30 protein-coding genes and 1 riboswitch are annotated in these 26,610 nt (G+C 33.2%); of the genes, 27 read left to right on the top strand and 3 right to left on the bottom strand.

Features of this window, described 5'->3' with window-relative positions; all coding sequences use genetic code 11:
• The first annotated feature begins 105 nt into the window (after window positions 1-105).
• A riboswitch (purine riboswitch) is annotated at window positions 106-205 on the top strand.
• Window positions 206-268: 63 nt separating this feature from the next.
• The 4 genes from ERL59_RS18670 to ERL59_RS18655 all read left to right on the top strand — a co-directional run bounded on the left by ERL59_RS18670 (window position 269) and on the right by ERL59_RS18655 (window position 5,268).
• Window positions 269-1,702, top strand: coding sequence for an NAD(P)/FAD-dependent oxidoreductase (locus ERL59_RS18670; RefSeq protein ID WP_160647757.1), 1,434 nt, complete (start codon window positions 269-271; stop codon window positions 1,700-1,702).
• Between the two features lie 184 nt (window positions 1,703-1,886).
• A complete protein-coding gene (locus tag ERL59_RS18665) occupies window positions 1,887-4,160 on the top strand; it encodes a transglycosylase domain-containing protein (RefSeq protein ID WP_160647756.1) in 2,274 nt (757 codons plus the stop codon).
• A 204-nt stretch (window positions 4,161-4,364) separates the two neighbouring features.
• Entirely contained in the window at window positions 4,365-4,697 is a 333-nt protein-coding gene (locus ERL59_RS18660; protein ID WP_160647755.1) for an ASCH domain-containing protein, read from the top strand.
• A 133-nt stretch (window positions 4,698-4,830) separates the two neighbouring features.
• A complete protein-coding gene (locus ERL59_RS18655; RefSeq protein WP_160647754.1) occupies window positions 4,831-5,268 on the top strand; it encodes a hypothetical protein in 438 nt (145 codons plus the stop codon).
• Window positions 5,269-5,340: 72 nt separating this feature from the next.
• Here the strand turns inward: ERL59_RS18655 and ERL59_RS18650 are convergent, their stop codons facing one another.
• The gene (locus tag ERL59_RS18650; protein WP_328699981.1) at window positions 5,341-7,656 is read right to left on the bottom strand and encodes a beta-glucosidase family protein; all 2,316 of its coding nucleotides are present in this window, start codon (window positions 7,654-7,656) and stop codon (window positions 5,341-5,343) included.
• A 221-nt stretch (window positions 7,657-7,877) separates the two neighbouring features.
• On the opposite strand from ERL59_RS18650, the gene ERL59_RS18645 reads away from it, so the two are divergent.
• The 12 genes from ERL59_RS18645 (at window position 7,878) to glnA (ending at window position 20,625) form a co-directional block, all read left to right on the top strand.
• Window positions 7,878-8,531 carry a peptidylprolyl isomerase gene (locus ERL59_RS18645; RefSeq protein WP_160647753.1) on the top strand — a complete coding sequence of 218 codons (654 nt, stop codon included), beginning with the start codon at window positions 7,878-7,880 and terminating at the stop codon, window positions 8,529-8,531.
• Window positions 8,532-8,576: 45 nt separating this feature from the next.
• A complete protein-coding gene (locus ERL59_RS18640) occupies window positions 8,577-9,239 on the top strand; it encodes an alpha/beta hydrolase (RefSeq protein WP_160647752.1) in 663 nt (220 codons plus the stop codon).
• 2 nt (window positions 9,240-9,241) lie between these two features.
• The gene (locus ERL59_RS18635) at window positions 9,242-9,889 is read left to right on the top strand and encodes a YdcF family protein (RefSeq protein ID WP_235929957.1); all 648 of its coding nucleotides are present in this window, start codon (window positions 9,242-9,244) and stop codon (window positions 9,887-9,889) included.
• Window positions 9,890-9,913: 24 nt separating this feature from the next.
• Window positions 9,914-10,504: an HD domain-containing protein gene (locus tag ERL59_RS18630; protein ID WP_160647750.1), complete on the top strand. Its 591-nt coding sequence runs from the start codon at window positions 9,914-9,916 to the stop codon at window positions 10,502-10,504.
• Window positions 10,505-10,603: 99 nt separating this feature from the next.
• On the top strand, window positions 10,604-11,221 hold the full coding sequence (locus ERL59_RS18625) for a trimeric intracellular cation channel family protein (RefSeq protein ID WP_160647783.1): 618 nt from the start codon (window positions 10,604-10,606) through the stop codon (window positions 11,219-11,221).
• A 125-nt stretch (window positions 11,222-11,346) separates the two neighbouring features.
• Window positions 11,347-13,509, top strand: a complete 2,163-nt coding sequence (locus ERL59_RS18620; RefSeq protein ID WP_160647749.1) for a PAS domain-containing sensor histidine kinase — start codon at window positions 11,347-11,349, stop codon at window positions 13,507-13,509.
• A 158-nt stretch (window positions 13,510-13,667) separates the two neighbouring features.
• Window positions 13,668-14,216, top strand: coding sequence for a GNAT family N-acetyltransferase (locus ERL59_RS18615; protein ID WP_160647748.1), 549 nt, complete (start codon window positions 13,668-13,670; stop codon window positions 14,214-14,216).
• A gap of 919 nt (window positions 14,217-15,135) precedes the next feature.
• On the top strand, window positions 15,136-16,131 hold the full coding sequence (locus tag ERL59_RS18610) for an AAA family ATPase (RefSeq protein WP_160647747.1): 996 nt from the start codon (window positions 15,136-15,138) through the stop codon (window positions 16,129-16,131).
• 16 nt (window positions 16,132-16,147) lie between these two features.
• A complete protein-coding gene (gene hflX / locus ERL59_RS18605) occupies window positions 16,148-17,434 on the top strand; it encodes a GTPase HflX (RefSeq protein ID WP_160647746.1) in 1,287 nt (428 codons plus the stop codon).
• Window positions 17,434-18,684 carry a methionine gamma-lyase family protein gene (locus ERL59_RS18600; RefSeq protein WP_160647745.1) on the top strand — a complete coding sequence of 417 codons (1,251 nt, stop codon included), beginning with the start codon at window positions 17,434-17,436 and terminating at the stop codon, window positions 18,682-18,684. The genes hflX and ERL59_RS18600 overlap by 1 nt, the downstream gene beginning before the upstream one ends.
• A 175-nt stretch (window positions 18,685-18,859) precedes the next feature.
• Window positions 18,860-19,267 carry a MerR family transcriptional regulator gene (locus tag ERL59_RS18595; protein WP_160647744.1) on the top strand — a complete coding sequence of 136 codons (408 nt, stop codon included), beginning with the start codon at window positions 18,860-18,862 and terminating at the stop codon, window positions 19,265-19,267.
• 29 nt (window positions 19,268-19,296) lie between these two features.
• Window positions 19,297-20,625, top strand: a complete 1,329-nt coding sequence (gene glnA / locus ERL59_RS18590; protein ID WP_160647743.1) for a type I glutamate--ammonia ligase — start codon at window positions 19,297-19,299, stop codon at window positions 20,623-20,625.
• A 79-nt stretch (window positions 20,626-20,704) separates the two neighbouring features.
• Here glnA and ERL59_RS18585 read toward each other — a convergent pair whose 3' ends face one another.
• Together ERL59_RS18585 and ERL59_RS18580 are read right to left on the bottom strand one after the other, a co-directional pair.
• Window positions 20,705-21,862 carry a tyrosine-type recombinase/integrase gene (locus ERL59_RS18585; RefSeq protein ID WP_160647742.1) on the bottom strand — a complete coding sequence of 386 codons (1,158 nt, stop codon included), beginning with the start codon at window positions 21,860-21,862 and terminating at the stop codon, window positions 20,705-20,707.
• Window positions 21,863-21,885: 23 nt separating this feature from the next.
• Complete coding sequence (locus ERL59_RS18580) at window positions 21,886-22,500, bottom strand: helix-turn-helix domain-containing protein (RefSeq protein ID WP_160647741.1); 615 nt, start codon at window positions 22,498-22,500, stop codon at window positions 21,886-21,888.
• A 235-nt stretch (window positions 22,501-22,735) separates the two neighbouring features.
• Here ERL59_RS18580 and ERL59_RS18575 point away from each other — a divergent pair, with 235 nt between their 5' ends.
• The 11 genes from ERL59_RS18575 to ERL59_RS18530 all read left to right on the top strand — a co-directional run.
• Window positions 22,736-22,996 (top strand): helix-turn-helix domain-containing protein, encoded by a 261-nt coding sequence (locus ERL59_RS18575; protein ID WP_201763636.1) that lies wholly within the window; start codon window positions 22,736-22,738, stop codon window positions 22,994-22,996.
• Complete coding sequence (locus tag ERL59_RS18570; RefSeq protein WP_160647740.1) at window positions 22,990-23,256, top strand: group-specific protein; 267 nt, start codon at window positions 22,990-22,992, stop codon at window positions 23,254-23,256. The genes ERL59_RS18575 and ERL59_RS18570 overlap by 7 nt, the downstream gene beginning before the upstream one ends.
• 105 nt (window positions 23,257-23,361) lie before the next feature.
• On the top strand, window positions 23,362-23,616 hold the full coding sequence (locus tag ERL59_RS18565) for a hypothetical protein (RefSeq protein ID WP_160647739.1): 255 nt from the start codon (window positions 23,362-23,364) through the stop codon (window positions 23,614-23,616).
• A complete protein-coding gene (locus tag ERL59_RS21650; protein WP_160647781.1) occupies window positions 23,535-23,732 on the top strand; it encodes a helix-turn-helix transcriptional regulator in 198 nt (65 codons plus the stop codon). Before ERL59_RS18565 ends, ERL59_RS21650 begins: the two co-directional genes overlap by 82 nt.
• Before the next feature lie 120 nt (window positions 23,733-23,852).
• Window positions 23,853-24,026 (top strand): hypothetical protein, encoded by a 174-nt coding sequence (locus ERL59_RS20855; RefSeq protein WP_201763635.1) that lies wholly within the window; start codon window positions 23,853-23,855, stop codon window positions 24,024-24,026.
• A 272-nt stretch (window positions 24,027-24,298) separates the two neighbouring features.
• Window positions 24,299-24,658, top strand: a complete 360-nt coding sequence (locus ERL59_RS21470) for a hypothetical protein (RefSeq protein WP_328699980.1) — start codon at window positions 24,299-24,301, stop codon at window positions 24,656-24,658.
• Window positions 24,659-24,683: 25 nt separating this feature from the next.
• Complete coding sequence (locus tag ERL59_RS18550; protein ID WP_160647738.1) at window positions 24,684-25,382, top strand: Rha family transcriptional regulator; 699 nt, start codon at window positions 24,684-24,686, stop codon at window positions 25,380-25,382.
• Window positions 25,379-25,573 (top strand): hypothetical protein, encoded by a 195-nt coding sequence (locus tag ERL59_RS18545; RefSeq protein ID WP_235929956.1) that lies wholly within the window; start codon window positions 25,379-25,381, stop codon window positions 25,571-25,573. Before ERL59_RS18550 ends, ERL59_RS18545 begins: the two co-directional genes overlap by 4 nt.
• Window positions 25,564-25,953: a hypothetical protein gene (locus ERL59_RS18540; protein ID WP_160647737.1), complete on the top strand. Its 390-nt coding sequence runs from the start codon at window positions 25,564-25,566 to the stop codon at window positions 25,951-25,953. The genes ERL59_RS18545 and ERL59_RS18540 overlap by 10 nt, the downstream gene beginning before the upstream one ends.
• On the top strand, window positions 25,950-26,087 hold the full coding sequence (locus ERL59_RS18535; protein ID WP_160647736.1) for a hypothetical protein: 138 nt from the start codon (window positions 25,950-25,952) through the stop codon (window positions 26,085-26,087). The genes ERL59_RS18540 and ERL59_RS18535 overlap by 4 nt, the downstream gene beginning before the upstream one ends.
• A gap of 66 nt (window positions 26,088-26,153) precedes the next feature.
• Window positions 26,154-26,610, top strand: a 457-nt coding sequence (locus tag ERL59_RS18530; protein WP_235929955.1) for an ERF family protein, incomplete at its 3' end; no start/stop codon positions are given.

Here is a 26,610-nt window from a genome sequence, read left to right as displayed (position 1 = left end):
AAAAATTTTTGGGTTGTTTTTTTTAAGAATTTTATTTAAACACGAACATTTATATTGACAGGACAAAAAACATTCATTTATTATTAGATATATAATTGAAAATATGAATTATTCAATAATAATGTTCGTATATCCTTGTGAATATGGCGCAAGGGTTTCTACAAGGAACCATGAATTCCTGACTACGAATGGATACTTTTTAGTGTAATTGTATCCATTTAAGTAGTCAGGTTTTTTTATTGATATTAGCAAGAGGAGGTAAAAAATAGTGGAAATATATGATTTTATCATCGTAGGAGCAGGTCCCGCTGGAATATTTGCCAGTTATGAAATGACGATAAAAAAACCTAAAGCGAAAATTTTATTAATAGATAAAGGACATGAAATTTATCATCGTAGATGCCCGATACTAGAAGAAAAGATTGAGCTTTGTCCTCCTCCCGCAGGAAAAAAAGATTATGCAGGTTGTCTTCCTGCTTGTTCAATTACAGCAGGTTTTGGGGGTGCTGGTGCGTATAGTGATGGCAAATTTAACATAACAACTGAGTTTGGTGGTTGGATGACAGACTATATAGCCCCGTCAAAGGTCTTAGAATTGATTCAGTATGTAGATGATATTAACTTACGGCATGGGGCGACTGAACACGTTACGGACCCAACAACAGAATCTGTAAGAAGCATTGAACAACGAGGGTATGCTGCTGGTTTGAAGCTGCTCAGGGCACAGGTAAGGCATTTAGGGACAGAGCAAAACCTCGAAATCCTGCAATCAATTTATGAGTACTTAAAAACGAAAATCAATTTTTTGTTTAAAACAGAAGTGGCAGATATTATAACTGAAAAAGTGGATGGAGCTCATGTTATAAAAGGAGTATCTCTTAAAGACGGGCAACAATTTAAAAGTGACAAGGTTATGATTGCACCGGGTAGAGACGGTTCAAAATGGTTATCACAATTATTCAAAAGTAGAAGATTGAAAATGGTTAACAATCAAGTAGATGTGGGTGTAAGAGTGGAAACTTCAGATGTCGTTATGAGAGAAATTAATGAACATTTATATGAGGGTAAATTTATTTTTAATACGAGTGTAGGAACCCGTGTTAGAACTTTTTGCAGCAATCCTTCAGGGCATGTAGTAGTAGAAAATCACAGTGGAGTTATAGCTGCGAATGGTCATTCATTTAAAGATCCTAAACGTGGTTCATCTAATACTAATTTTGCTTTATTAGTTTCACACAAGTTTACTGAGCCCTTTGATAAACCGAATGAATATGCAAGAGAAATATGCCAGCGTGCAAATGATTTATCTAATGGAGGAGTCATTGTTCAAAAGTTTGGAGATATTAAGAAAGGCAGACGTTCAACAAACCAGAGAATAAAAGAGGGATTTCTTGAACCCACCTTGAAAGAAGCTGTTCCAGGTGACCTTGGATTGGTATTACCATACAATACCATGGTTAGCTTAATCGAAATGGTAGAAGCTTTGGATGAAGTAACTCCAGGGATTGCATCAGAGCATACCCTTTTCTATGGGGTTGAAGCAAAATTTTATTCTGCAAGACCAAAGTTAATGGAAAACTTTGAAACTGAAATAAAAGGATTATACTGTGGTGGAGATGGAGCAGGGATTACACGGGGGCTTGCACAAGCTGGTGCTGCAGGTGTATGGATAGCAAGAGATATCATCAACAATAAAATGTAACTTCTTAAATCTGTTCAACTTGGTACCATCTAACTAAGGGATGTGCTGGGCTGCCTATCAATTACTCACTTTTGTGGGTGTATGAAGAATGTGGTAAACTAGAGGTATTACTTTTAGATACATTCTAGTATTTAATTAGTTTTGGTGGTTTAATTTCGCTTTTAACAACAGGGAGTAGATCAACATGAAGGAAAAGTCACCCTCAAATGAAACAGTAAATCAGGAAGAAAAAAGTAATTCTCAAAAATTAAATAAAAGGAATATGAAAAGTTTCTTCAAATGGCTCACAATATCTATCGTGGTGTTTATTATACTTTTATTTGTGGGTTATTTGTTAATTATATTTAATGGTGAAAGATTATTAAAAGAAAACTTAAAAAAAATGGATATGTTAGAAACCTCCATTATTTATGATCATAATGGAGAGGAAATTAGAAAACTTTTTAAAGAAAATAGAGAAATTGTTAGTTCAACTGATATTCCGGAGTTAATGATTGATGCATTTATTGCGACTGAAGATAAACGTTTTAATGAGCATGGTGGCGTAGATCTTTGGGCAATTGGAAGGGCACTTTATAGAGATGTAGTATCAGGGGAAATTGTTGAGGGAGGCAGTACAATTACTCAGCAGCTTGCTAAAAACATGTTTCTTTCATCAGAAAAAACGCTATTTAGAAAAGTTCAAGAAGCTTCGATTGCAATTGCGCTTGAAAATCAATTCACCAAAGATGAAATCTTAGCAATGTATTTAAATCAAATTTATTTTGGACAAGGAAATATTTACGGAGTAAAAGCAGCATCTAAGTCATACTTTGGAAAAGATAATTTACATGATTTAGAGTTGTGGGAAATTGCGACATTAGCAGGGATACCTAAAGCTCCATCTTACTATAATCCTATAGATGATGCTGAAAAATCTAAGGATCGTAGAAGTATTGTATTACAGCTTATGTTTGAACAAAATATCATTTCCAAAACAGAGATGAATGAAGCAAAGAAAGTGGAATATCAACCAATTGCAGTAGAAAAACAAAATAATGTGTCCTTCATTGATTATGTCATATTAGAAGCTGCCAATAAGGCAGGGATTTCTGAAGATGAACTTCGTGAAGGTGGTTATAAAATATACACTACATTGGATAAAAACGTACAAAAAGCTTTAGAGCAGACATTTGCTGAGGATGAATGGTTTCCTGAAAGTGGTCCTGAACAACAAGTACAAGCTAGTATGGTCATCATGGATCATCATAACGGTGAACTTAAAGGTATGATAGGGGGAAGAGATGTGGTTCAAAAAGGTTTGAATCGAGTGGTCATTCCTCGCCAGCCTGGATCTTCTTTTAAACCTATTGCAGTATATGCCCCCGCATTGGAAACAGGATCTTGGCAGCCATACTCTTATTTAAAGGACGAGCCAATAAAATTTGGAGATTACGCTCCAAAAAATTATTATAATAGGTATCTTGGTCAAGTTTCAATGGTAAAAGCGATAGAAGATTCCATCAATATACCAGCGGTCTGGTTACTAAATGAAATCGGGATTCAAACTGGAATTGATTTTATTAATCAAGTAGGGATCGAACTTGATGAAAATGATCGTAATTTATCCATTGCATTAGGTGGACTTACTACAGGAGTGACCCCACTTGAAATGGCACAAGCATACAGTAGTTTTGCGAATAATGGGACATGGATTGAAGCGACATCCATTCGAAAAGTAATCAATGATTTAGGTGAAACAATATATGTATCAGAGCCTGAAACGAAAGAAGTAATGTCTAAACAAAATGCATACTACATGACAAAAATGATGGAACAAGTTGTTCAGAAAGGAACAGGAACAAAAGCACAGTTGAATACATCAGTTGCAGGGAAAACAGGTTCTACTCAAATTGGGTTATCCGAAGTAACGGACCCAAATGCAACGCGAGATTTATGGTTTGTAGGTTATACACCAGAATGGACAGGCGCTGTATGGATGGGTTTTGACAAAACGGATGCACAGCATTATTTAAAAGTGACTAGTAGTTACCCTGCTCAGCTCTTTTCACAGGTTATGTCTCGGGCGCTAGTTGATGTGCCCCCAAGCTCGTTTGTCAGACCTGAAGGGGTGGATGAACTTATTGAGCCGCCATCAGCAGTATCTGACTTAAATGCTTCATATAATGAGAGGAATAGAGTAGTGGAATTAACATGGTCACCTGTGAGAGGAAATCATAACCTATATCTTGTATATAAAAGAGAAAAGAAAGATAAAAATTATGAACTTGTTTTTTCAACTCCAGATTCATATATACTTGATATTGCCATTGAAGAGAAGAAAGAATATGAGTATTATGTTATTACTTATAACAATGCTTATGAAATGTACAGTAGGAAATCAAATACGGTAAAAGTTGAAATTCCAAAAGATAAAAATCGATTTTTCTTTGATGATATACCTCCTTTATTTGACTAACCTTTAATTAGAGGAAGGATGTTAGTTATGATTGTGAGATTAAAGTGTAAGTCATGAAATTTAAGTGAACGATATGAGTGATTTTAACTTTTTAAGTAAAGAAATGTTAAAATAAATTGTGTTTGGTACAGAAATTTGGATATAATGATGAAGGAAAAGAAGTAGAGATCTAGTGATAATGAAAAATTCAGGAGGCACATTAATATGACAACGAATCTTCCACCAAAAACTTGCACTATCGAAAGAATGGTTACGGATAAGGACGATGTAAAAAGAGTTTTAAAAGGAGAAAAAACAGCAACAAGAAGAAATGGTAGATATGCAGATATTGGAGAAGTCATGGAGTTAGAAGGAAATAGATACGAAGTATATAACGTGTATCAACAATCACTAGGCGATATGAGAGATGAACACGCTAAAACTGAAGGTTATCCGGATATGAAATCATATAAAGATAAAATCATGGCACTTCATCCTGGAATGCCTTGGTTACCTCATATGCAAGTATGGGTACATGAATTTCGTAAAGTAGACTAATTATACTTTTCAATCTTGATTACTTAACAAAAGCAGTGTTCTCACTATGAAAACACTGCTTTTGTATGTATTATATTCAAATTATTTTATATCATATCAATCTAAAGAAATATAATAGGAGGTAGGTCTACATATGTATACGATTTATATTATTATTTTATATTTGCATATATTTAGTGTAATCCTATCCATTGGTCCAATATTTATTCTGTTTCCTTTGTTAAACAAATTGAAACATCAAGTAGATATTGAAAAAACGGTATTAGATTTAATACGTTTTATAGTAAGGTTATCTAAACATGCGGGACATGTGTTGGTTACGACGGGAATTTTATTAATTTGGTTAGGGGGATGGAATTGGCTGGATTCTTGGATTGTCATGACTGTGCTTGTATTGATGTGTTCTATTTTTTTTATGGCCCGTGCATTCTCACCAACCATTCGAAAAATTGAAAGTGGAGAAATAGATCGTATGATTCTAATCACTAAACTTAAACGATCGGTTATTTATTATATTTCTATTTTATTAATAGCAATGTGGTTTATGGTACATAAACCAGTTTTGTGGTGAGGTTGTTAAAAAAAAGAGGAAGTGAAGCAAAGAATACATATCTTTTAAATATATCCTTGCTTCACAGGATCTTTATTCAATTTTATCTTTTATTGTAACAGGTGTAGCCAGTTTTTTAATACTTAAAGTGTAAATTCCTTTCTCAACTATTTTGTCACCTTCTCCTAAAACATCTCCAGGTACAATCGCTAATTGTGATACAGGAATTTCTAGTTCAACCGTTTTGGTTTCATTTGGTTCAAGATGAACTTTTGAAAATGCAGCTAGTTTTCTAACTGGAGTAAGGACAGAGCTTAATTGTTGATCAACATACAATTCAACGGTTTCTGATCCTGCAAGATCACCACGATTAGTTACATCAACGGAAACTTTTATAACACTGTCTAAGGTGACTTCTTTATCTGCCTCAAAGTTACTGTAGTTAAACTTAGAATAACTTAAACCATATCCAAATTCATAAAGAGGCAAATAAGCTTTTTCATTTGCTGTGCTTTTCGGGTAGTGGTTATAAAACATTGGTAGTTGTCCAATTTCATTTGGCCAGCTAAAAGCAAGTTTACCACTCGGATTCTCTTTTCCAAATAATACATCTGCTAAAGCATTGCCTCCTTCCGTACCAGGTAGGTATGCCATAATAAACGCATCCATATCACCGACTAAATCCGTCACGATAAGAGGTCTCCCTGCAACTAATACACCCACTACAGAAGTTTCTGTTTCTGCTAGCTTTTTAATTAATTCGACTTGGTTGATAGGTACAGCTGCATTCGTAGTGTCCCCATCAAATTCAGCATAAGGACCTTCACCGAAAACAACGATAGTAACGTCAGCTTGTTTTGCGGCTTGAACGGCTTTAGCTGTATCTGTTTCAAAAAGTACATTTGTATTAGGTGGGGCAGCGTTTTGAATTCCTTCTAGAAAGGTGACAGCAGGGGGCACTCCTTCTTCTGTTAACCCTTGCCAGCCAATCGTCCAACCACCCATTTGATTTGCAATATTGTCTGCGCTTGGACCTGTGACAAGAATGGTCTTTACTTCTTTAGATAATGGCAATACACCATCATTCTCTAATAGGGTTAAACTTTCAACCGACGCCTGTCTTGCTAGTTCTCTATCTTGATCTAAAGTGAAAGCTTCTGCTTTTTCAGCATTAGTATAAGGGTTTTCAAACAATCCTAATTCAAACTTTAAAGCAAGTATTTTTGATACTGCATCATCAATGCGTTCCATTGGAATGAGCTCTTCATTTACTGCATCTATTAGGTTCTTTGTATAATCTTCAATACCAACAGGTAACATGGACATATCTACACCTGCATTAATGCTTCGAACTATAGAATCTTTATAGTTGTCTGTAATATTATATTGACTATGCAAACGGATGATATCCTCCCAGTCGGTAACTATTACACCTTCAAAGCCCATTTCTCCTCTAAGAACATCCGTTAATAAGTATCGTGATACATGAACAGGGACCCCATTAATAGACCCACTATTGACCATGACAGTTTTCGCTCCATTTGCTATCGCCTCTTCAAAAGGGGGGTAAAAAACTTCTTTTAGAGTACGTAAAGGGATTTCTCCAGATGAACGGTCCTGACCATTTAAAGGTTGTGAATAACCTAAAAAATGTTTAGCAGTGGATGCAACTTTCTCGTTTGAGCTAATATCTTCTCCTTGTTGCCCAATAATAGAGGCAGTTACCATTTCTGTAACTAGATAAGGATCCTCACCAAATGTTTCATAGAAACGACCCCAGCGTAAATCACGTCCTACATCTGCAACTGGAGCAAAGTTCCAGTGGATTCCAGTTGATCTCACACTTTTGGCTGTACTAGCTGCTAACTTGTTAACTAAATCTGTATTTCTTGAAGCTGCTAGCCCTAAGTTATGAGGAAAGATTGTTGCTCCAATGACATTGTTATGACCATGTACCGCATCAACACCATAAATGATAGGGATATTTAGTCGTGAATTTTCAATTGCATTTTTTTGAATTTCATTTGTCATTTCAGCCCAATATTTAGGTTCATTTGAAACAGGAGTGGTGCCTCCTCCGCTTAATACTGAACCCACATGATAGTCTTTAAAGGCTTTCACTAACCATTCTTTATTTAATGGACCTGCATCCCATTCTGAGCTTCCTTGTAAATTTGTAACATTGACCTGTGTCATTTGTCCTGCTTTTTCTTCTAATGTCATACGGGATAATAAATCTTCCACGCGAACATCAATAGGTTGAGTAGGATCTGTATATAGAAGCTCTCCTCCTTCTACAATTTGATTGCCATCTTGTCCATTTTTGTTAAAGAAATATACCAAAGCAATAATAATTACGACTAGGGATAAAATACCTACAGTAATTATTTTCTGACTATTTGATTTCACTTTTTTTCGCCTCTCTCTTTTTTATGGTAAAAAAATTAATGAAATGGATTTCAATAATTATATTATGGATTAATTCTAATTCATATTCAAGGAAATGCGGTTTTTTGATGATAATATTGAAAATCTTGTTTTTTCAATCTTTGAGATTCGTTATTCTTGAATAAGCTTATGGCAAATGATACAATTTTTTTATTAAAAATGGATGGAGATGGGCATAAAAGATGAAAATAAAGAAAAGTATACAGTTCATCACTATAGCAATAATGATTACAGTTATGCTGACTGGATGTGCAACAGAACAAGATCAAGCTGAAAAAAATAATGGACAAGAAAACAAAAGCTGGAGTCAACCTCCAGAGATGTTAATCGATTCTTCAAAAAAATATTCTGCGGTTATCCGTACTTCAAAAGGTGAATTTACAGTTCAATTATTTGCGGATACAGCACCAGTCACAGTAAATAATTTTGTTTTTTTAGCAAATGAAAACTTTTATGAAGGGGTTATATTTCATCGAATTATAGAGACTTTTATGATTCAGACAGGAGATCCAACAGGTACAGGCGGGGGAGGTCCCGGCTATCAATTTGAAGATGAATTAGATACACCGTATTTGTATGAACCAGGAATTGTTGCCATGGCAAAAAGTGGACCAAATACAAATGGCAGTCAATTTTTTATTTGTACTGGAGAGGACAGTCGAAACCTGAATTTAACTCCAGATTACACTATTTTCGGAAAGGTAATAGAGGGGATGGAAACAGTTACAAATATTGCACAAACTCCAGTAACTATGAATCCAAACGGAGGAGATTCTACTCCGAGCTTGCCAACGGAAGAAGTAACGATTGAATCTATTGAAATCATTGAATCCTAACCAATCTGGTTTATTTTCAATGGAGATGAAAGGAAGAAAATTCTCGTGGAAAATCATCAAAGAGCATGTCTACTCATACATGGATTTTCGGGAGGTTCATTTGAAGTAGATCCATTAGCAGCCTATTTAAGAGAACAGGGATGGATTTGCCATGTACCAACTTTACCAGGACATGGAGAAAATTTAAAGGGTTTAAAGAATATAAAGTATCACCAATGGATGGAAGCAGTAAAAAAAGAAGCGATAAAAATGACCGAATTATATTCTAAGTTTGATTTAGTTGGTTTTTCAATGGGCGGTGTACTCGCAGCTTATATCAGCAATCACTTTTCAGTAAAAAAACTAGTTCTTTTAAATGCCGCAGTGATCTATGTTAGTCCAGGACGATTTATGAAATTGACTTATAAACAAATGAGAAATAAAGATTGGAGTCGTTTTAAAAAAATAAATGGCGTACCTCTGTCCGCTACTTGGCAGTTTATACAGTTAGCCCATCGTTTAAGAGCTGAATTTAGGAAAGTACATACACCAACTCTAATAGTGCAAGGACAACAAGATCATATTGTACATCCTTATAGTGCTAGTTATTTAAATCGAATTATACCAGCAGAAAAATCAATCGTATATTTTCCGTTATCCACTCATGAAATATGTTTAGGTGAGGAAGCGGATGAAGTTTTTGAGACAGTAGGAGGTTTTTTGACGTGAGAATGAGTGACAGCATTCAGTTAAATACAAAACGAAAAATCAATAAAAGGTCTAAGCTGTTGAAAATAGTTAGTGTATTTTTACTTTTGTTTGTTTTATGGACTTGTTATGTTCAATGGAAAATCCAATCGGTGGAGCAAATGCAGTTGCCAAAGTCTTCAGATGTAGGTATTGTCATGGGCATGGCTTTAGGGGAAAATAATGAAGCAAGTTTGGGGTTAAAAGAAAGATTAGATCATGCATTTGACTTATATGAAAAAGGATATTTTGAAAATATTATTGTATCAGGTGGTTTAGATGCAAATGGTGCCACAATTACAGAGGCGGAAGGCATGAAGCAGTATTTAGTGTCAAAAGGCATACCTGAAGAAAATATTATGGAGGAGAGGGAAGCAACAAGCTCATATGAGAATATATTGTATAGCCTCGAAATTATGAAGGAACATGGTTTCGAATCCACAGTGGTTATTACGCATGCATATCATGGGGCAAGATCGTTAGATGTTGCTCAATTTTTAAATTTAACGGATCCTGTGGTGTCTACAACACCATCAGAAGTCATGTTTATGCCATATCACAAAAGTAGAGAGACATTAGCGTATACAAAGTGGCTGATGGATAAAATGTTATTCAAAGTAGGTGTGAAGTAAGATCTTATGCAGAGGTGAAATTTTATGAATGCAAGATTGAAACAACAAATGGAATTTATTATAGAAATTGATAAACTAAAAACCATCTTAAGGCAAACAAATGTCATAGGAGAAACAAGACAGGAAAATGATGCAGAACATTCTTGGCATTTAGCGATGATGTGTATGGTTTTTTATGAATACGCAAATGAAAATGCTGTAAATATGTTACGAGTTTTAAAAATGCTCTTAATTCATGATATCGTGGAAATTGATGCAGGTGATACGTTTGCGTATGATGATAAAGGGCATGAAGATAAAAGGGAGCGGGAAGAGCTGGCTGCGAAGCGATTATTTCATCTCTTGCCTTTAGATCAAGCGCAAGAATTTATACAACTTTGGAAAGAATATGAAAATCGAGATACACCTGAATCTCGTTTTGCACTTGCTTTGGATAGGCTTCAGCCAATGCTTCTAAATTATCATAATCAAGGTGCTGTCTGGCAAAAACATCATGTGACAGGAGAAAGAGTATATAACAGAAATAAAATCATGGCAGAGGGTTCAGAAACTTTATGGGAATATGCAGAGAAACTGATACGTGACGCTTTAGATAAAGGTTATTTATTGACTTGATGAGGACAAACAAAGGAAGGAACTTTAAAAAAAATTTAACTAGATATTAAAAATTATGTAAGCAAAAAAAAGGATGATAAATCATTGTCAGAAATTACATTGACTTGGGACATACTTACTGTCATCGGAGTAGTTGCTTTTGCAGTTAGTGGCTCTATTGCTGCTATGGAAGAAAGATATGATATTTTAGGTGTGATAATTTTAGGACTTGTAACTGCTTTTGGTGGTGGGGCCACTAGAAATTTATTATTGGGTATCCCGGTTTCAAACTTGTGGGAACAGGGAAACTTATTCGTAATTGCTATTACATCCATGTTCATTGTTTTTTTACTTCCAAACCTATGGTTTCATTTTATTAAACAATGGATGTTTTTTGATGCAGTTGGATTGGCAGCCTTTTCAATTCAAGGGGCCTTATTTGCTGTGGATATGAATCTTCCAACTATTGCTGTCATTGTAGCTGCGCTACTCACCGGTAGCGGTGGTGGTATCATTAGAGATTTATTAGCAGGTAGGAGACCACTAATTTTTAGAGATGAAATCTATGGATTATGGGCAATGTTAGTAGGGTTAGTCATAGGTCTAGGCTTGGTTAATTCTCCTATTGAGTTTTATATTGTATTTGTACTCGTTGTATTGTTAAGAATGTTATCTGTCTATTTTGGACTCAAATTACCTAAAAAACCAATATATAGGAAAAAATCAAAAAAAGTATAAATCTAAACAATATGAACAAAAACAAAATTAGACTCAAAATAGCAATTATTTACTTTTATTTTATTGTATATGAAATATAATAGTAATAACCGTGTCTAAAAATTCAGAAAACTAGGAGAATTTGTATGTTAGATAAAAAAGCATTTCTATCAAAACAAGAAGATGTTGTCCAAAAATTCTTAACTAGATCAGACCTCAGTATTTATAAACATCTTTTTGAAACTTCTCCGCATGGGTTGGCTATTGTTTCCCCCTCTGGCTCATGTATAAAAGTGAATCACAAATTTTGCGCAATATTAGGCTATCCAGAACAGAATTTCCCTGATCCTATAGAATCAAGCTTTCATATTAAAGATTTAAAACTAAATAAACATGAACTTGAACCATTGATATATGGGAAGATAGACACCTATAAAGTTGAAAAAAACGTTAATTCATTATTATGGATATCGATAGATGCTTCTATATTTCTTTATGAAGAAGTTCCATTTATTTCTCTTTCAATTGAAAATATTACTTCACGTAAACTGAATGAGGTTAAAATAAAGGAAGAGTTACAATTTTTCAAATCTTTTCAAATATATAATAACCTTCCAATTATCTCATGTGATTTAGAAGGTCATATTGTTTTCACAAATACAGCTGTTGGAATAAAATTGGGTTATAGAAAGGAAGAGTTATTAAACCAACCTCTTACAAACTTTACGATTCAACAAAATATCAATGATTACATAAAAAAACATAAGGTAATTTTAGATGGTGAAATCTATACACATGTTAAGGAAATAGATATCATCTGTAAAAATGGCCAAACTCTTTCTATTGAAATGAAATTTTTACCTATTTATGTAGATGACAAATTGGCTGGATCTCATGTTATCTTCTGGGAAGCAAGTGAATATAGAAGTGCTTTGAATTTGATTCATCACTATAATGGATTGATATTTAAATGTAAAAAAATTGATGGAGAGTTTATATATACTACATTTGCCGGTTCTATAATGAAAAGAGAGAAACTTGAACTAAAAAATCTAGTAGGTAAAAAGATTAGTGACTTTTTTAATGGTAGCGAATTGAAAAGAGTAGAAAAGTATTATAGTCAAGCATGGGAAGAACAAAAAATAGTTTCCTTCGAAGGTATTTATTTAAAAAACACTTATTTTTTAGTTACTTTAAAGCCAGTGTTAAAGAATGGTGACACTATTGAAGTGGTTGGAACATATACCGAAATTACAAATTTGGATCATTCACGGATTAGATATCAATCACTCTTAAATAATTCAATTGTAGGTATCTTTTTATATCAAGATGGAGAATTTAGTTTTGTAAATGCAAGATTGTGCGAGATGTACGGATATTCTCATAATGAACTATTAGAAAAAAATATACTTGATTTATTCGTGACTGAAGAAAGAAATGTGATTCAACGTAACCTACAGAAATTGATGGACGGTTATATAAATAAATTTGAAATGAAATGTAAAGGATTGCATAAAAAGAATACGATCATTAGTTTGAAATTACAGTTTTCATTAATGGAGTTTCAAGATAAACCAATGATTATTGGGATAATAGATGATGTCACAGAAACAAAATTACAGAAAACAACGAAGCAATCCATAGTGAGTCAATTAGCTGCTGGTTTTGCTCATGAAATCAGAAATCCATTAACTACACTAAAAGGTTTTGTTAGAATTATGGAACTAAATATGAAAAATAAAAACTGCCCTGACACTTTAAAACATATTGATATTATGAAATCTGAATTAGAGCATATTCATGTGATAACGAACAAATTTTTATCTTTAGCGAAACCACAAGTTGTTGAGCTTGAAAAACATGATCTTCATAAGATCGTCAAGGATGTCATTTCTTCTATGAAAAAGGATGCAGGGAAGCATAATATTCAAATTCACTTAAAAATAAAAACCAAGTTAATGTATATTAGGTGTGATGAAAAACTATTAAAAAAATGCTTTAGGAATATAATTGGAAATTCAATTGATGCGATGCCAAATGGTGGAAATATAGTAGTCAAAATTAAATCCATTTGTAATAAGCTGATCGTTTGTGTACAGGATGAAGGAAATGGGATTTCAAGTGAGCGCTTAGCAAAGTTAGGAGAACCTTTTTATACTACGAAAGAAAAAGGCACGGGTTTAGGTTTAATGATGTGTTATAAAATTTTAGAAGCACATCATGGAAAAATCCATATTAGCAGCAGGATAAATGAAGGAACTACCGTTGAAATTTACCTGCCTGATTTAGAAGGTGTTTATTTAAATTAATAACGTGCAAAAAGTACCCATTTATTCAACATAGGAAGTATTTTATTTATGGAAATCATCGTATGATGATTTTCTTTTTATTGTTAATAAACGAACATATGTGTGGTAAGATAAAATGTATGATTATCAGTTAATGATTGATAGGAGGAATTTATGGTATGGTTCAATTTATTTTTAATCCTTTTCCAACGTTAAGGACGGATAGATTAATATTAAGACAACTTGAGTGGAATGATGCAGATTTTATTTTTGAATATCAGTCCAATAAAGAAAATTTTAAGTATGTTGACCTGCCAATATATACGAGTGTTAAAGAAGCCTTAAATTATATCAGTCGTATGAATACAGGGATAGAGAACAATAAGTGGATTATATGGGCAATTACGGATGTAAATACAAATAAAATACTTGGCACCATTTCCATTTGGAATATTTCGATAGATCAACTAAAAGCAGAGCTAGGTTATGCATTATTCCCTAAAAACGTAGGTAAAGGGATTATGACTGAGGCATTAAGAAAAGTTGTTGATTATGGATTTAACAAAATGGAACTTAGATCAATTGAGGCCTGTACCAGTTCTTTAAACAGTAAATCAATAGCATTATTAGAAAGTAATAAATTTAGTAAGACCTCGTCATTTGTTGAACAAACATCAAATGGAGAATCTATAAAAATGGACATTTATAGTCGTATGTGTAGTGATTGAATGATTACGCAGTAATCTAGTATGGATTTACTCATTTATTAAATACCCTCTTATTCATTTATTAGTTTACATATAGTAAAACCTCACTACATAAATGAATAGTGAGGTTTTTTCCTGTAGAGATAGATAAATGAGCGCATAGTGGTGGATAAATACCTCCTATTGCTAAGAGGTAATATATATTATGTTCAAAACCTTCATTTTGTATAGACAAGTACCCTATGATAAGAACACATTTTTTAGTATTTTATACAATAAGGATAGCTTTTAATTGGACTAGAACCCTTTTTATTACTCCTTTTGATATAAAATATATGATTGTAATATGTCTAAGAGAGACATGTAAATACATTTTAGTAATTTAAGATAGTCTCAATGGGAATCTGATCTCCACTGAGACTATCTGTTGATTTATTCAAAGAAAAATGATTCTCCGATATTGATCTCGGAAATTTGGTTAACTGTTACTGAACGTTATTTGATTTTAAACGTAAATCGCAGCTGCTAAGATGATAACTAAAAGAATGAATAGTACTAAAACAATTACAGCTCCTCCACTACCAGAACGTCTACTATAACAACTCATTTAGTATCCCTCCTTTTTCTATGACGTAATATATACTATGTTAAGAATATTTAACTTGATTGGACTGGTGTTCTGATGCAAGCGCACATTTTTTCACATCTTCCAGTTATTGATGTTAATTTAGCTGTGAGTTTTTATGTAATGAGTGATCATTGTTTTAAACTGTGGGTATTACACATAACTGAAATCATCGAATGGTGATTTTCTTTTTATTTTCAGCATAAAAGTATGAAATACGAACCTTTTTTTAAATAGGCACTATAAAAAATTTAAACACTTTTATATAGGCATATGCGTATACTGTATGACCCTTACCTCTGAGGTGATGATTTGATGGATGGAAATGTTTTGAGCAATGAACGTACAATTGTTACAAAAAATACGCGTCAAATTAATGTTGTTTTTAAACATGTTGAACGTCAACATATAGTGTCGTCTGAAAAATCAAAACTTCAATTAAACGGGAAAGCGATCCCACTAGAAAAAAACGAAAAATTATCAGAAATCATTTCTGAACTTGAACAAATGATAGGTTTAGAAAAAATCAAAGATCTTGTGTATGAAATTTATGCTTTATTACAAGTGACAAAAATGCGTGAAGAAGCGGGTTTACAAAGTAATAAACATGTGTACCATATGATTTTTAAAGGAAATCCTGGAACAGGTAAAACCACAGTAGCTAGAATAATAGCTAAAATGTTTCATGCACTAGATGTTTGTAGTAAAGGTCAATTAGTAGAGGTTGAGCGTGCAGATCTTGTTGGTGAATACATTGGACATACGGCCAATAAAACAAGAAATTTGATTAAAAAATCTGTGGGTGGTATTTTATTTGTAGATGAAGCTTATAGCCTTGCTCGAGGTGGAGAAAAAGATTTTGGTAAAGAAGCGATTGATACATTAGTGAAAGCAATGGAAGATTTAAAACATGATTTCATTCTCATTTTAGCTGGTTACTCCAATGAGATGGATGATTTTTTGAAAATAAACCCTGGATTAAGTTCAAGGTTTCCAATTCAAGTAGAGTTTCCTGACTATTCCATTGATCAGCTAGTGAAAATTTCTGAGTTGATGATGAAAGAAAGAGAATACACCTTTTTACCTCAGACCTTAATGAAATTGAGAAATCATTTGTCTTATGAAAAACGTTATAACTCTCATCAATTTAGCAATGCAAGACATGTCAGAAACCAAATTGAAAAGGCGATAAGGCATCAAGCAGTTCGTCTTCTAAATGAAGTAAAATCACCTTCAAAACAAGACTTAATGAATATGCAACCAGAAGACTTTAAGTTTGAAACTCACTCAAATCTAGAAAAAAATGTATAGGAGGATCAACTTTTTAATGCCAACCCATCACTCAAATAATAAAAACAAAGAAAAGGTGTTGCTAGTCAGCCTTATTTTACAAGATACAAAACAATTAAAGTTAGAAGAGTATTCTTTGAATGAATTAATATTACTTGCTGAAACAGCTGGGTTACACGTTATGGAAACGATAAAACAATATCGAAAATCGATTGATTCAAAATGGTTTATTGGCAAAGGGAAAGCAGAAGAAATTAAGGAACAAATAGTTGAGCTAGAAGTGGATACGGTGATATTCAACCAAGAACTTTCAGGAGCACAAGTTCGAAATTTAGAGTTTTTTCTAGATGCCAAAATTATTGATCGAACACAACTGATTCTAGATATATTTGCTGGAAGAGCTAACACTAGGGAAGGTTACTTACAAGTAGAACTAGCTCAGTTAAGTTATCTATTACCTAGATTGTCTGGACATGGTAAAAATTTATCGCGTTTAGGGGGAGGGATTGGCACAAGGGGTCCAGGTGAAACCAAATTGGAAATGGATCGTCGACATATTCGAGATCGAATTACAGATTTAAAAAAGAAACTTCAAGAGGTTACTCGACATCGAAACTTACATAGAGTCAGAAGGAAAAAATCAAACCTCTATCAAGTGGCCTTAGTGGGTTATACAAATGCAGGAAAATCAACTTTGCTTAAACAAATGACAGGTGGCGCTAACATATATATTGAGAATCAGTTGTTTGCTACTTTAGATCCAACATTAAGGACATTGAAATTACCAAGTGGTAAAAATGTTGGATTGACTGATACAGTCGGATTTATCCAAGATTTGCCTCATGATTTAGTTGCAGCCTTTAGTGCTACACTGGAAGAAGTGCGTGAGGCAGATCTTATTTTACACGTTGTAGATAGTACTTCAGAGTTGATTGAAGAGCAAATGAATGTTGTTGATGAAGTTTTACTTGATTTAGGTGTACAAGGAAAAGAAACCATCGTGGTATATAATAAAAAGGATATTTGTGAATCTTCCCAAAAGAAGATGATATTTGCAAATAATAGTGATCATTTGTTTATTTCTGCTTTTGATGAACAAGACATAGAGCAATTAAAATTATCAATACAAAACAAACTTTTAGACCAGGTAAAAACTTACTCCGTTTCTACAAAAGAAGGAAAAATAATTGCTCTAATAAAAAAAGTAAGTGATGTGATTGAAGAAAAGTTAGATGAAGACAACTTGATTTTGACAGTTCGTATCCATTCCTACGATGCGGAAATGATTGAAAAACAGATCAAAAAAATAGGAGAAAAAGTGTAATGTATAAGCCAGAAGATATACAACAAATCGTTGAAGAAGTAGAGGCACAGATTGAACACAAGTTAAAAGCAGTAGATGCCAGAATTGATACTAATCAATGGAAGGTTATCGATGCTTTTCAAAAAAACCAAGTGAGTGATTTTCATTTTAATGATTCAACGGGATATGGATATAATGATAGAGGACGAGAAATATTAGATAAAGTTTATGCAAATGTATTTGATGCAGAGTCAGCTATCGTTAGACCCCACTTTGTTTCTGGTACCCATACGATCAATACTGCTTTGTTTGGTTTATTAAGACCTGGGGACCATTTACTATTTATTACAGGCAAACCATACGATACATTACATAATGTAATAGGTAAATCAGGTGATGGTTTAGGTTCTTTACAGGACTATGACATTCATTACAGTGCAGTGGATCTTCTTTCGGATGGAAGTGTGAATTGGGAGGAAATCATTAAAAATATTAACAATCAAACGAAGGTTATAGGTATTCAACGTTCTAGGGGATATGAATGGAGATCAGCATTTTCTATAAAAGAGATCGAAAAGATGATTTCAAAAATAAAAACAATAAATCCTGAACTGATTGTATTTGTAGATAATTGTTATGGAGAATTTACAGAAACTCTTGAACCTACCCAAGTAGGAGCTGATTTGATAGCTGGCTCATTAATTAAAAACCCTGGGGGTGGAATTGCTTCCTCTGGTGGATATATAGCAGGTAAAAAAAAGTATGTTGAATTGGCATCTTATCGATTAACAGCTCCCGGTATTGGAGGAGAGGTGGGTGCAATGTTAGGTACAACACGTACAATATACCAAGGTTTATTTCTTGCACCTCATTTTGTAGGACAAGCTTTAAAAGGGAGTATCTTCGCTGCATCCATGTTTGAAAAAATTGGATTTGAAACACATCCAAATTGGAAAGACAGCAGGTCTGATTTAATTCAGGCGGTTCAATTTGAAAACAGAGAACAATTAATTTCATTTGTACAAAGTATTCAAAAAGCTTCACCTGTAGATGCACACGTTGTTCCTGTGCCTTGGGATATGCCAGGTTATGATCATCCGGTTATTATGGGAGCAGGGACTTTTATTCAAGGGGGAAGTTTGGAATTATCTGCAGATGGACCTATTCGTCCACCGTTCATTGCGTATATGCAAGGAGGGCTTACTTATTCACATTGTAAGTTTGCTGTCATTAATGCTGTAAAAGATATGTTATATTCAGTAAATTCATGAATTCATGTTTGACTTTTAGTATTTTTAACTCATGAAAGCTTTGTTTTTTAAACTTGGGGAGAGGATTTTTAACATAATGTAATCTTTATTGTAATAAAACATAACATTAACTTGACGTGTTCACAATTCAGCGTTACAATTTATGTAGATACTTTAAGTGGAAGGCGCTGATCTAATGAGTGATGAAATACGCAGAAATATGGCTTTGTTTCCTATCGGAATTGTAATGAAATTAACTGATCTAACAGCAAGGCAAATTCGTTATTATGAACAACATGAATTGATTGTTCCAGCAAGAACGGCGGGTAACCAACGTTTGTTCTCACTTAATGATGTAGAGCGACTTCTTGAAATAAAATCATTAATTGAAAAAGGAGTTAACATTGCTGGAATTAAACAAGTTCTCTTACCAATAGAAAAAAATTCAGATGATGCAACAGTCATCAATGAACAAACAGAAGTTGCTAGAAAAGAACTGACAGATTCTGACCTACACAAGTACTTAAAGAGACAATTGAGAACAAAACGTCCTGGTCAAGTTTCCTTGATTCAAGGTGAATTGTCTCGTTTTTATAATAAATAATTAATACTTATAACAAGAGGAGAGATCGTATGTCATTTACTAAAGAAGAGATTATTCGTAGTGCAAAAGAGGAAAAAGTAAGATTTATAAGACTTCAATTCACGGATTTGTTAGGTACGATTAAAAATGTTGAAATTCCAGTTAGCCAGTTAGAAAAAGCGCTAGATAATAAAATGATGTTTGACGGTTCATCCATTGAAGGATACGTTCGTATTGAAGAATCTGACATGTATCTATATCCTGATCTTGAAACATGGTTAATTTATCCATGGTACGAAGAAGATAAAATTGCTCGTTTAATTTGTGATATTTATATGCCTGACGGTACTCCTTTTGCTGGTGATCCAAGAGCCATTTTGAAACAAAATTTAAAGAAGGCTGAGGAACTAGGTTTTACGTCTATGAAGGTTGGTCCTGAACCGGAATTTTTCCTATTTAAAACGGACGAGAAGGGAAGCCCAACTTTAGAGGTAAATGATCAAGGAGGATATTTTGATTTAGCTCCTACAGATCTTGGTGAAAACTGTCGTCGTGAAATTGTTTTAACATTAGAAGAAATGGGATTTGAAATCGAAGCATCACACCATGAGGTAGCTCCAGGTCAGCATGAGATTGATTTTAAATATGCAAATGCAGTTAAAGCAGCAGATCAGATCCAAACTTTTAAATTAGTCGTTAAAACTATCGCTAGAAAACATAACCTCCATGCAACTTTTATGCCTAAACCATTGTTTGGTGTAAATGGATCTGGAATGCATTGTCATCAATCCTTGTTTAAAGGAAAAGAAAATTCATTTTACAATGAGAGCGATATGTTAGGTTTAAGTGAAACAGCTCGTCAATATATGGCAGGTATTTTAAAACATGCTCGTGCGTTTACAGTATTAACAAATCCTACTGTAAACTCATATAAACGTCTTGTACCTGGATACGAAGCTCCCGTATATGTTGCTTGGTCAGCAAGTAATCGTAGTCCTATGATTCGTGTCCCTGCTTCAAGAGGTTTAAGTACTCGTATTGAGGTTCGCAGTCCCGATCCTTCCGCCAATCCTTATCTAGCACTAGCAGTTATGTTAAGAGCTGGACTTGATGGAATTGAAAATAAACTTACACTTCCTGAACCAACTGACCGTAATATTTATGTGATGTCAGAGGAAGAGCGTATTGAAAGTGGAATTCCGGTACTACCTTACTCTTTATCAGAAGCTTTGGAAAGTCTTCTAAATAATGAAATCATTTGTGAAGCTTTAGGAGATCATGCACTAGAACATTTTATCGAGTTAAAGGAAATAGAGTGGGATATGTATAGAACACAAGTTCATGAATGGGAAAGAGATCAATACATGACATCTTATTAAGAGGTAAAACCCTTGGTACCATTGGTATCGGGGGTTTTTGTTTTTGGGGGCAAGAGAGTGATTTGGAATTAGATTTAAATTAATGCCCCTGATTTGCCCCCGAGTTATTCAAAATGTGATTTGTAAATTTTTCGAACTTATCCATATTGGTTTCTTCTAATTTTTTTGAAATATGCGAATATACATCAGCTGTAATTTTATAACTTCCGTGACCAAGACGTTCTTGAACATATTTCATGTCTGCTCCTGATTCCAATAGAATGACTGCGTGAGTGTGTCTTAAAGAATGAATCGGTAGTGTTGGAAGGTCTGCGCGTTTAAGGATACGAGAATAAGCATTAAATAGAGATGATTTTGGCATAAAGTTTCCATCATTACGACAAAGTACAAGATTTAAATCATGATGATAAGCTTCATTTAAAGTAAGTTTGTTTTGATTTTGCCAATTCATATGATATTTTAAATCATTGGTTAACGATTGGCTAATACGAATGGTTCTTTCAGATTTATGAGTTTTTGTATCACCAAACAACTCACTCTTATCTTTCGCTTGAAAGTCTAATGTTTCATCAATTCTTATTATTCGTTCTTTAAGGTTTACATCTGTCCATTTCAAGGCAGCAGCTTCACCTTTTCGCATACCTGTTTCAATTAACAACTTGAAAAAAATCCAATAGATGTAACCATATTGATATGAAGTTTTCAAAAATTTTGGTATGTCATCAGATTCAATAAACTGAACTGACTTTTTCTTTTTCTCTCCTCTAATTTCAACCCCATTGCACGGATTTTTCTCTAGTTTTCCAAGTGTAACTGCTTTCTCCATGGCATTATACATTGTAGTGTTAACTATTTGAACTGTTCGTCTACTATAACCTTTACCTGCTAATTCATTTAAGAATTTTTGATACATGATAGGTTTTACGTCAGATAGCATAATATTCTGGAAGTAGGGGATGATATGATTTTTTACATTATTTTTGTGTAGTTCAATCGTGTTTTTTCTTACAGTTCCTTTTTTATAATCATTGATCCATATTGTCAAATAGTCAGCAAGTTTGATGTCTGTTTGTTCGTACCCCTGAGCTAACTTTCTTTCAAATTCTTCTGCTGCTTTTCGTGCTTCTGGTTTTGAGGAAAACCCACGTTGAGACTTTTCTCTAAATTTTTTTGTAATAGGATCTTTATATTTAAGACGGTATTCCCATCCAGTATTATGTTTTTTAAAACTAGCCACTAGATATTTCTCCTTTCAATTTTTTATTTTTTATCGTCTAACATTACTTCCATTAGTCGCAAAATTTTTTCTTTTTCCACTTTACTTAAAGGTTTACCGTCAAATGACATTTCTGTATCGTCCTCCAGCATTTTTTTAAAATCGCGTTTTTCGTTATAAATATTTAAAGATTCATTTTTTTCAACATTCTCTCTAACACGTTCGACCATTCGAACAAAATCCTGAAGGAACTTCTGATCAAACATATCTTCACAAATTCCCATTACACCATCTGGTGTATATTCGAATTCCACATTATATTTCTTTCTTATCTCTGTTGATTCTTCATGGATTGTATTGATTGTTTGATCTGTAAATTTTTTGTTGGGATAGTATCCATAAGTTATTTTGTCTACATTAATTCTAATCTCATCATATAATTTTCTACATTCTAACTCATCTTTCGTAGCGCCTAATAAAAAACTCGAACTGACACCAAGTGCTTTCGCAATAGAGTTTAATGTTTCAACACTTGGGTTGTATCGATCACGTTCAACATCAGCTAAATAAGATCTAGAAAGATTAGCGCGGTCTGCTAACTCTACTTGGGTAAAACCTTTACTTTTACGAATTTGTTTAACATTAATTCCAATAGACATTTGATTTACACCTTCTTTATTTTGTCGGCATGCCCGACATTTGTTTCCATTATACTAATTAAATGTCGGCTTTACAAGGCATTTTAAAAGACGGAAATACAAGTAAATATTAGTATTATGACGAAAATACAAGCAATAATGTGATAATAACTACATATTGCCAATTTTCCCTCCATTTCCGATTTTACATAATGTCGTGAATACTATACATTATAACTACAGGAGGTGATTGATAATGAACAAAAAAGCTCTTGGAGTTGTAATTCAAACATATCGAAAAGAAAAGAAACTCAAACAACATGAACTTTCTGATACTACAGGTTTGTCAAGGAATTATATATCAGATATTGAGAACGGGAGGTACGCTCCTAGCATAGATGCATTACTAAAGTTAGCCAATGCATTAGATGTGGATTTAAACATGTTGAAAATGACGGAAATACAATATTTTGATAAATGTTCAGAAACTAGAAAGCATGGTGATAGAAAATGTTAACTGTTCAAGTGGATAAAAAAGAAATTCAAGAACTTTGTAAACAAAAAGTTTCTGAAATAGTTAAAGAAATTGACTTAGAATATGTTTTTTGGGACACAGCAGAATTAAAACGTCGTACATGTATGAGTTGGAATACTATACAGGACACATTCTTTTTTGATCCGAGATTCCCGAAAAGAAAAGTAGGACATAAGTGGTACTTTCCAGCAAGAGAAACAAGGGTGTTTCTAGTGACATGGTTAGAGGAACAACCTTATTAATTTTTTTCTATCAAGTAAAGGAAGGAGACAGACTAGAGGGTCAAGCATAATTATTGTATGCAATAGTAGCCATACTAATTAAAAATAATTAGGTGGGATAAGTAAATGAGAAAAGAGAAAGATCAATTATCAGAGGAAACAATTGAGTTAATAAATGCTCTTGTAATAAATGTTGTTGAGTTAGTTGTTAAATTAAAAACTTATATATCAGTAAAATCATTAACATCAGTACAAAAGGGATTTCAGGACGTAGATTTTCAGGATAAGAGACTAAATATATCAAAGAAGCAGCTGAGTACACAGGTATTTCAGATAAATTACTATATCGAATGTGTAAAGAAGGAGATATACCTCATATAAAGCTTGGTGCTAAAGATTCTCAAAAACCAAGAATAATATTTAGGACAAGCACACTTGATAATTGGATGAGAGAGCAAGAGAGCTTGAATTATACGAAAAGTGAGGAAGTTGATTAGAAAACTCTAATAAAGGAAGGTGAAAGAATGAGTCAATTAGTTTATATCGAAAACAATCGATCAGTAACAGATAGTTTAAAGTAGAAATGATTGAAAAATTATAAGAGAGGTGAAGTTATTATGGAAATCAAAGGGAATGTAGTAGAGGAGTATATGTCTGGTAACACAAAGATGATTTTCTGTGATGACGCTTATGTCAACAAAACCAAAGAGGAAGAATTAGAAATACTTAATAGATTCTATCAAGCAGTTTGGAAATGTGCTCACACATTAGTTGAAAAAGAAGATGTGTGAAATTCTATTTTTTTAATCTCTAATCTATGAAAAAACATGAAACTATTTAATAGAAGAATAAAAAGCTTATTAATCAAAGAAAGAAGAATAAAATTATGAATTATTAGTATCTTTAGTATTTATTGCAGTTATTGAGTGAGATGGACGGAGGTTGATAAAAAATATAAAGTACAGCAATCCTTAAATAAAGGAAGGTGAAAGAAAAAAAGAAATCCAAATAAATCCATACGGTAATAGCCCATACTAATTAAAAACAATTAGGTGGGATGAATATGAAAGAAATTAATATTAGAATCCAAATTTCTGAGGAAACGATTCAATCTATAACTGAACTTGTATCAAGTGTTTTAAAGAATGTTGAAAAAAACAGAGCTTATTTATCAGAAGATTATAAAAAAAATGAAAATAAAAGTCATTATAGCTTGGATAATTACATTCAAGATTTACCAGATATCTTATCCGCACAACACATTAAGAAGATACTACATATATCTGAAAGGCGAGCTTATGAAATTATGGAGTTAAAATCATTCCCTTTAATCAGAATTGGAAGAAGTAAACGAGTTTCAAAAGATTCCTTTTTTAGTTGGCTACATGAGCAAGAAAGGAAAGATGAAGTATTACTAAACTAAGAAAAATTAAAAGAGAGGTGAAAGAATGAATCAATTAGTATACATCGAAAACAATCGACCAGTAACAGATAGTTTAACAGTAGCAAAAGTATTTGGGAAAAGACATGACCATGTAATAAGGGATATTGAGAGTCAGATAGAAAAATTAATTGAAGCAGGGGAAGAAAAATTCTCACTCCCCAACTTTGGGGAGACCCATTATGTACACCCTCAAAACAAACAATTGTATAAGAAATATCTTTTAACTGAAGATGCTTTTACATTAATCGCTATGTCTTATACAACAGTTGAAGTAATGAAAATGAAAGTGAAGTTTATTGAAGAATTCAAACTAATGAAGGATGAACTTCAAAACAATATACCAAACTTAACAAAAGTTGAAGCTGAGGCGTTAGCTCTCCATAGAACAGCAGACATGATTGTTAAGATACCAAAGCTAGAACAAAAAATTGAAAGTGTTGAACAAAAAGTGGACAAGCAGATAACAATCACTCAAGGTGAGCAACGAGGATTACAAAAAAAGATTTCATCAAGAGTATACATGTTTTCTCAAGACAAAGAAGAACGTAGGTATTTATTTGCTGAGATATACCGAGATATTAAGGATCGCTGGGGAGTACCTAGTTATCGTGATGTATTAAGGCAAGATAGAAAAGATGTTGTTAAATATGTTAACGCTTGGGTTCCTAAAAAGAAAGACGAAGAGAAAGGAGAGATAGCATGATGAATTTGGATAGATTTGCAGGAAGTAATGAATCACCAGTATTTGAAACAGTAGATAACTTAAATACATGCGGATGTGGAAATCAAGCGGAATGGTTAGTTTATAAAGATAAACAACCACATTGTCCAGAGTGCTTTAAAGAAGCAATTGAATGTGGTGATGTAGTGGAGGTGCAATACTTATGTGTGTAAATACGAAAGATATTGTTACGGATACACTGGATCGCATTAGTAAACAAGTAATTTGTCAGATTGATGAATACATTCATGATTATCCATCAGTACCTCAGTTAGCCCTTATTAATATAGTGGAAAATCAAGAGTATTGGATGCAGCTAGAACCTTTCAACAACATGACATTTCAATATGAACATGCTGTATTTTCGTTCATTCAATTATGTAACTATATAGAATTATTTTTAGGAGTTTCTAGTGAACGAATATTTGTACAAGAACTGACTAAACAAATGATAGAAATGGTACAAGGAAGGGTTCAAAAATATATTGATGATTTAAGAATTGAACAACAAATGATTCTAAATGTTGAACATGAAAGGGGTGTTGTGGCGTGAGCCAATATGAGGTATGGAAACAGATTTATGAAAAAAATACTTTTACTGATCACAAAGCTATAAAGGTTAAAGAGACTGCTAGAAGGCACATTGAACGAATAGAAAAAGCGAGCTGCGGCAACAGCTACGCTTAATAAATTAATAAATATTTCGAGGCAATTATATCATTAATATTCTAATTTTGAAAGTCGGTGAAAATTTTGTCTTTACATTTAAAAATGCTGAATGTAATGCAAGCCATTGACTACCTTGTAAAAGATGATCATATACAGTTTGGACAAAACCATTATAAAGCAATTACAGAAGAAAAAGTAACTTCAAGAGTTAGACAAGAATTAATTGAAAATAAATTAATAGTGTTCCCTATTGAGCAGATTCACAAGAGAGAAGGGACACTATCCACCGTAGATGTGAAATACAAGATAGTTGATGCCGAAACAGGTGAATATGAAATATTAGTATCAAGTGGTACTGGATCGGATACACAAGATAAAGGTGTAGGAAAGGCAATGACATATGCATTTAAATATTTATTTTTACGTTCTTTTGCAATTCCTACTGGAGAAGATCCAGACAAGATAAGTAGTGAAGAACTGGACGAAAAAGAAAAAGCTGTACTAGAGAAAAAGCTAAAGGAAAAATTATCTAACGTTTTAT

Source organism: Chengkuizengella marina (assembly GCF_009910845.1).
Classification (GTDB): Bacteria; Bacillota; Bacilli; order Paenibacillales; family KCTC-33759; genus Chengkuizengella; species Chengkuizengella marina.
The sequence above is the reverse complement of the archived record's forward strand: the minus strand, read 5'-3'. Positions and strand labels throughout refer to the sequence as shown.